Source organism: Corallococcus aberystwythensis, from assembly GCF_003612165.1.
GTDB lineage: Bacteria > Myxococcota > Myxococcia > Myxococcales > Myxococcaceae > Corallococcus > Corallococcus aberystwythensis.
Window position 1 is genome coordinate 42,416 of sequence record NZ_RAWK01000030.1, and the last position, 6,210, is coordinate 48,625.

The window sequence follows — 6,210 nt, forward strand, 5'->3', positions numbered from 1 at the left end:
CGCTAGCCGCCGAGCCGCGCGCCCATCTGCGCCATCAGCGCCAGCACCCGGGCGCGCGTGGGACCCTGCAGGTCCCTGCGCACGGAGAGCGCCTGGAGCATCTGGAAGACGGGCGTGCCACCCTCCAAATGCTGGGACGCGACCGCCAGCAGCGCGGGCTCCTCGCCCGGCGCCAACCTGCCGGACACCACCCAGGCCCGCAGGTGCTCCAGCGCGCCAGCGTCCAGGGGCCGCGCATTCAGCGAGTCCAGCAGCGCCCGCTGCACCCCGCGGTGCTTCTCCGTCTCCAGCGCGTCCAGCATCAGGCGCGTGGCCAGATCCTGCGGCGCGCGGCGCAGCGCATCCGCCGCCGCGGCCCGCACGTCCGGGGACTCCGCGCGCAGGTGCGGCGACGCCACGTCCACCACCCGCTCCGCACCCGTGCCGCCCAGCGCCCGCAGCGCATGCGCCCGCGCCTCGTCCCCCGAGGCCCGGGCCACTCCGTCCTCCAGCGTCCGCAGCGCCGCGCGCGCCTCCGCCGAGCCCGGCTCCAGGCGCGAGGACCATGCCCCCAGCGCGTACGACGTGGCCCGCTCCACCGGGACGTCGTGCTCCGCCTTCGCCCGGTCCAGCAGCCCGTTGAGCATCACGCCCGTCTCCGGCTCCGGCTTCGTCAGGAGCCCGGCGCGCTGCACCATCATCACGTACGCGCCCGCGTGCTCACGGGCCTCTGGCGCCAGGAGCAGCGTGCGCAGCGTGGCCTGCGCCTGCGCGTGGCCCGCGCCCACCAGCAGGTCCAGCATCAGTTCCCGCATCCCCGGGGGCGTGCCCGGCTTCAGGAACAGCCGCGACAGCTCCCGGCTGCGCCCCGGCTCCAGCTTCAGCGCGGCCACCGCGCGCCGCGCGAACACGTCCAGCCCCGCGATGGCGTCCGGGCCGCTGGCGTCCTCCAGCGTCTCCAGCAGCTCATCCACTGTCATGCCTTCGGCCTGGCCGCGCAGCCGCGCCACTTCCGGATCCACGTCGAAGGCAATCTGCGACGGCGTGCGCACCACCCGCTTCTGCTCGCCGGACGGAGGCAGGGGCTGCATCTCCCGCGACTGGTACGTCAGCCGCAGCCGCAGCCGCCTGGACACGAGCATGCGCCCGTCCGTCCCCAGCGCGTCCAGCAGCTCGTCCTGGGTGATGGCCAGCAGGCGCCCTTCAGCGTCCCGGTCGAAGGTCGTGAGCGCGCCCAGCTCCTGCTGCGCCACCGTCGCGGCGCCCGCGGGCCGCAGGGTCTGGTAGCGCGTCCGGCGGCGCGTCAGCCGCGACGCGTCCCCGCCCTCGAAGGCGAACGTCGCCTCCACGTCGCCTGTCTGCGTGGACTCGGTGGTGGTCCAGGTGGCCTGGTCGCGCAGCTCGGAGGGGAACAGCTCCGCCGCCAGCGTCTGCGCGAACTGGCGGAACAGCGGAGGCTCCGCGTCGGAGAAGCGCACCGCCTGGAGCGCGCCGCGCGCGTCCAACTCCAACCACGCGCTGGCCGTGTCCGGCAGGTGCGTGCGCACCGACTCCGCGTCCGGCAGCAGCGGCTGGCCGGAGAAGAGCGCCTCGTGCCGCTCCAGCCGGCGCAGCGTCAGGCGCAGCCGCGTCCCCGTGGCGCGCGACTCCAGCGCCTGGAGCGTGAGCTCGCCGTCCAGGTGCAGCACGCCCTCCAGCACGTCCGGCTGTGATGGATCCGCGATGGGCAGCGCCACGCGCGTCAGGTCGTCCCAGACAAGGTGGAAGGTCTGCGCCTCGCCCACGCGCCAGCGGAACAAGGGCAGCCGCCCGGAGGCCCCGGAGGCCACGGCGGCGGACGAAGAGGACGGGGACTGCCAGACGGCAAACGCACCCAGGCACAGCATGGCGACCAGGCCAGCCACGCCACGAACGAGGGTCGAGCGACGCATGAAGGACTCCAGCGGGAAGGACTTCGAAGGAAGGGGCCGCCACCCGGGAGGCCAGGACAGGCCTCCCGGGCGACGCGTGACTCAGAGCTGGTACAGCGGCAGGTCCACGGCCTCGGTGAAGAGGGTGTTGGTGGTGCCGAGTCCGGGCCACGCGACGAGGGGGAACTCGCCCTTGAACGGGCCCACCTGCCCGAAGAGGGACAGCGTGCCGTCCAGCAGGCGGAGCTGCTGGTCCAGGCGGGCCTCCACGTGCAGGAAGAGCCGGTTGGGGTCCGTGGGGTGCGCGGAGGAGGTCAGGTGCACGCCCAGCTCCGCCTGCAGCGGCAGCGCGTGGTTGATCAGCGTGAGCGAACCCATCACCCCCACCTGGAGGTCCGGCACGCCCGCGCCCACGGAGACGAAGCCGCTGACGTTGCCGAAGGGCGCCACCAGGCCGTCCAGGTCCAGGTCCACCGTGTCCATGGCGCAGTCGCGGGTGAGCGCCGCGGCCAGCTCCGTGCGCACGCCCGCGGTGGCGGAGATGCCGCCCGTGACGGTGACGGGGATGAACCACACCATGAAGGTCCCGGAGGCCCGGGCCGCGTCCGTCCTGGGGAACTGCGTCTCCTGCACCAGGGTGACGTGCATGGGGTAGGCCATGTCGTGGTTGTAGAGCTCCACCCCCAGCACCCGCGCGTTCAGCTTCAACCGGATGTCATTGCCCTGGGTGGACGCCTCACCCTCCAGGTGCGCCACCTCCGTGCGGTTCGTGCTGAACACATTCACGTTCACGTCCAGCGCGGCGAAGATGCGGGCGTCCGTCTCACACCACAGGCCTTCTCCGAAGGAGTCCACCGCCCAGCCGCCCACGAACGTGTAGCCCCCGCCGAACTTGTCGTCGCCGACGTGGGCGCTGTCGCTCTGGGTGTTGCCCTTGCGCTTCGTCCGCGTGGAGGCGTCCAGGAGCCCTCCGCCGTCCTTCAGCCCCTGGAGGTAGGCCTGGAGGTAGGACGTCAGCAGCGTCGCGTTGAGCGTGTAGTCGTGGTCCGGCAGGCTGGCCAGCTGGAGGCGCTCCGCGTTGCGCACGAAGCTCTCCTCGCCAAAGTCGTTGCCGGTGAGCAGCAGGCAGCGGCTCAGGTCCGCCTCGCGGCGGGCCATCATCGCCTTGTCCACCATCACCTTGTAGCGGCGCGGGCTCCAATCACAGCTCGTCCGCGGCACCTTGGTTTCGAAGCACCCCTCCGTCTCCGCGGCCACCAGCGCGCTCTCGATGGACTGGTCCAGCGTGCGCAATTGCAGCGCGGTCTGGCTGTTGATGCTCGCCGTGGTGAGGCCCTTCGCGGACTGGCGCTGCCAGGCGGCATACACGGCGTCCCGGCGCGCCAGCAGATCCTCGAAGGCCTCCTGCCGCCGCTGGGAATCATTGAGCACGGCGTCCGGAACCTTGATGAGCGCCGTGCTCATGGCCTGGTGCCACGCGTCGGAGATGGTCACCGCCGTGCGCTGGAGGACGTTGTTGGCCTTGGTGGCCGCCGTCGACGTGAACAGGTACTTCGTCGTGAACGGCGGATAGGCCCCCGGAGCGAAGCGGTAGTAGGCGTTCTTCGGAGCGCGGGAGGTACTGGTCCACAGGGGCGCGAGCGCCTGTCCATCCTTGCCGTACAGCGTGCGTGACGCGATGCCCCCCGTGCCCTTGGACGCTTCATAGAGCGCGCGGAAGTCGTCGCCGTACGCGCCCGCGCCCTGCTCGAAGCGGCTGAAGTCGTAGTACTTCTCGTGCACGTACTCCTGGCAGGAACGGATGCCCTCGCCGTTGGTCTCCCACGCGTCGCGGACGGCCTTGTACGCCTGCTCCGCGGCGGTGAGGTTCTGGTAGCCCTTGCGCGCCAGCACCTGCCCCCGCAGCACCTGGCCCGCGACGGTGGTGTTCCCGCCCTCGAACGCGGTGTTGAGCACCTGCGGGGCCTGGTACGCCACGGTGCCGGTGCCGCCGCCCAGCGACTGGGGCAGCACCGCGGTGCGCTTGGGCGCCGCGTTGTGGCGGGCCGTCCACGCGGTCTCCACCTGCGTCTGGCAGTAGGCGTCGTACTGGGCGCCGCAGTAGGAGTTGCGGTACGTCACGCTGGAGCACTGCGACAGTGACGGCTGGAGGCAGAGGGGCGGCGGAGGAGGCGGCGGCGGGACGATGATGATGCCCGCCATCGCCGAGGGGCCCGCCAGGGCCAGGGTGGTGAGCAGGGCCCGGCGCACGGGGAGTGCAAGCCGGGACAGGAGTCCGTGGGGTGTCATCGCGGTGTTCGTCCTTGGTGGAGACGGACCAGGGGGGCCCGGCTCGGGACGATGCCCAGCACGATGCATGCCGCACACTGCTTGTCTGTGTTTCAGAGGAGACCCCGTCTGTGATTGATGCCTCCCAGGCCACGGCGTGTGGCTTCCGTTGCCCCCCGGGCAACATCAGACGTCTCCCCGTCCAAGACATACGTCCAGGGTCATCCCAGACACGACGCCTGACACAGGTCCGACACAGGGTGGACCGCGCCCCAGGCCCTTGAGCAATGTTTCACACCGGGTGGGACCTGCCTCCCTCCCCCTCCTGCCCGGCGGACGGAAGGGCGTCCGGGTGGCCCACCCGGGCTGATAGGGGCCATGTCCAGGGGTGAAGTCCGGCCGCTTTCGTCCTTCCGGCCCCCCCGGATTTGTGGTGTGAACCGCCCCCATGGCGAACACGCGCACAGTGACGGTCATCAACGGCGACGGCATCGGTCCCGAGGTCTCGGCGGCCACCATCCGCGTCCTGGAAGCCCTCAAGGTCCCCCTGGAGTTCGAGTTCAAGGACGCGGGCACGGAGGTGGTGGCCAGGTTCGGCACCAACCTGCCCCACGAGACGGTGGAGGCGGTGCTGCGCAGCGGCGTGGCGCTCAAGGGCCCCACCGGCACCGTGGTGGGCGGCGGCCTGCCTTCCGCGAACGTGGGCCTGCGCAAGCGGCTGGACCTGTACTCGTCCCTGCGCCCGGTGAAGAGCGTCCCCAACGTCAAGACGCGCTACGAGAACGTGGACCTGGTGGTCGTGCGTGAGAACACCGAGGACCTCTACGCGGGCCTGGAGCACATCGTGGTGCCGGGCGTCGTGGAGGCCATCAAGGTCATCACGGAGAAGGCCTCCACGCGCATCGCGCGCTTCGCCTTCGAGTACGCGAAGAAGAACAACCGCAAGAGGGTGTCCGCCATCCACAAGGCGAACATCATGAAGCTGTCGGACGGCCTGTTCCTGGACTGCTGCCGCAAGGTGAGCCGCGAGTTCCCGGAGGTCGCGTACGACGAGGTCATCGTCGACAACCTCTGCATGCAGCTGGTGAAGGACCCGACCCGCTTCGACGTGATGGTGCTGGAGAACCTCTACGGCGACATCGTCAGCGACCTGTGCGCGGGCCTGGTGGGCGGCCTGGGCATGGTGCCGGGCGCCAACATCGGCGAGCGCACCGCCGTCTTCGAGGCCGTGCACGGCACCGCCCCGGACATCGCGGGCAAGGGCATCGCGAACCCCACCGCGCTGATGATGTCCGCGGTGATGATGCTGGAGTGGCTGGACCTGCGTGAGGAGTCCCAGCGCATGGCCAACGCCATCCAGAAGGTCTACGGCGGCGAGTCGAAGGTGCGCACCGGCGACCTGGGCGGCAGCGCCACCACGCGCGAGTTCACCGACGCCATCATCGCCGCGCTGTAGTCCCGCGCCGCGCGGCGCTTGAAGGGGGCTGGAGGTCTCCTCCGCCCCCTTCGTGTTTTCAGCCGATGATGACCTTGCGGACGCCCCGCGCTTCCAGGAGCGCGGGAAGCCGTTCCCGCTGGTCGCCCTGCAACACCAGCGCGTCCTCCTCCACCACGCCGCCGCAGCCCAGGCCGCCCTTGAGCGCCTTGAGCCAGGTGTCGAGCTGGGCCGCGGGCAACCCCAGCTGCTCCACCACCGTCACCTCCTTGCCACCCCGGCCCTTGCGCTCCATGCGGACCACGGCGCGCGCGGGGCCCTTGGGCTCGGGCTTCTGCCGGGGCTCGGGCGGGGGCGGCCCCACGGGCAGCGCTTCGCGCTGCGCGGACAGGGCGGCGAAGGGGTTGTTGAAGGGCCCCGGCGGCGGGGCCTCGTCCTTCTTGTCGCGCTTGCCCATGGCGTCCTTCCGCTCCTCGCGTCCCTTACGGGTGGGCGTGGCCCTCGTGGCCGCCCGGTACACGGCCAGCGCGTCCGACAGGGACTGCCGGACGCGCCGGTGAAGGTGCTGGAGTGGACCGACAGCAAGTGCCCCCACTGCAAGTCGCTGGTGGAGGAGCT

At 71.3% G+C, this 6,210-nt stretch carries 4 protein-coding genes; 1 reads left to right on the top strand and 3 read right to left on the bottom strand.

The features are described from left to right. Positions 1-2: 2 nt before the first annotated feature. Both D7W81_RS44045 and D7W81_RS07030 read right to left on the bottom strand, forming a co-directional pair. Positions 3-1,910, bottom strand: coding sequence for a HEAT repeat domain-containing protein (locus tag D7W81_RS44045; protein ID WP_120554549.1), 1,908 nt, complete (start codon positions 1,908-1,910; stop codon positions 3-5). Between the two features lie 81 nt (positions 1,911-1,991). Continuing rightward, the gene (locus D7W81_RS07030) at positions 1,992-4,178 is read right to left on the bottom strand and encodes a hypothetical protein (RefSeq protein WP_147445369.1); all 2,187 of its coding nucleotides are present in this window, start codon (positions 4,176-4,178) and stop codon (positions 1,992-1,994) included. 427 nt (positions 4,179-4,605) lie between these two features. Between D7W81_RS07030 and D7W81_RS07035 the strand changes: the two genes are divergently transcribed. Next, complete coding sequence (locus D7W81_RS07035; protein WP_120554551.1) at positions 4,606-5,613, top strand: isocitrate/isopropylmalate dehydrogenase family protein; 1,008 nt, start codon at positions 4,606-4,608, stop codon at positions 5,611-5,613. Positions 5,614-5,671: 58 nt separating this feature from the next. Here D7W81_RS07035 and D7W81_RS07040 read toward each other — a convergent pair whose 3' ends face one another. Continuing rightward, on the bottom strand, positions 5,672-6,049 hold the full coding sequence (locus D7W81_RS07040) for a translation initiation factor (RefSeq protein WP_120554552.1): 378 nt from the start codon (positions 6,047-6,049) through the stop codon (positions 5,672-5,674). Positions 6,050-6,210 lie beyond the last annotated feature (161 nt).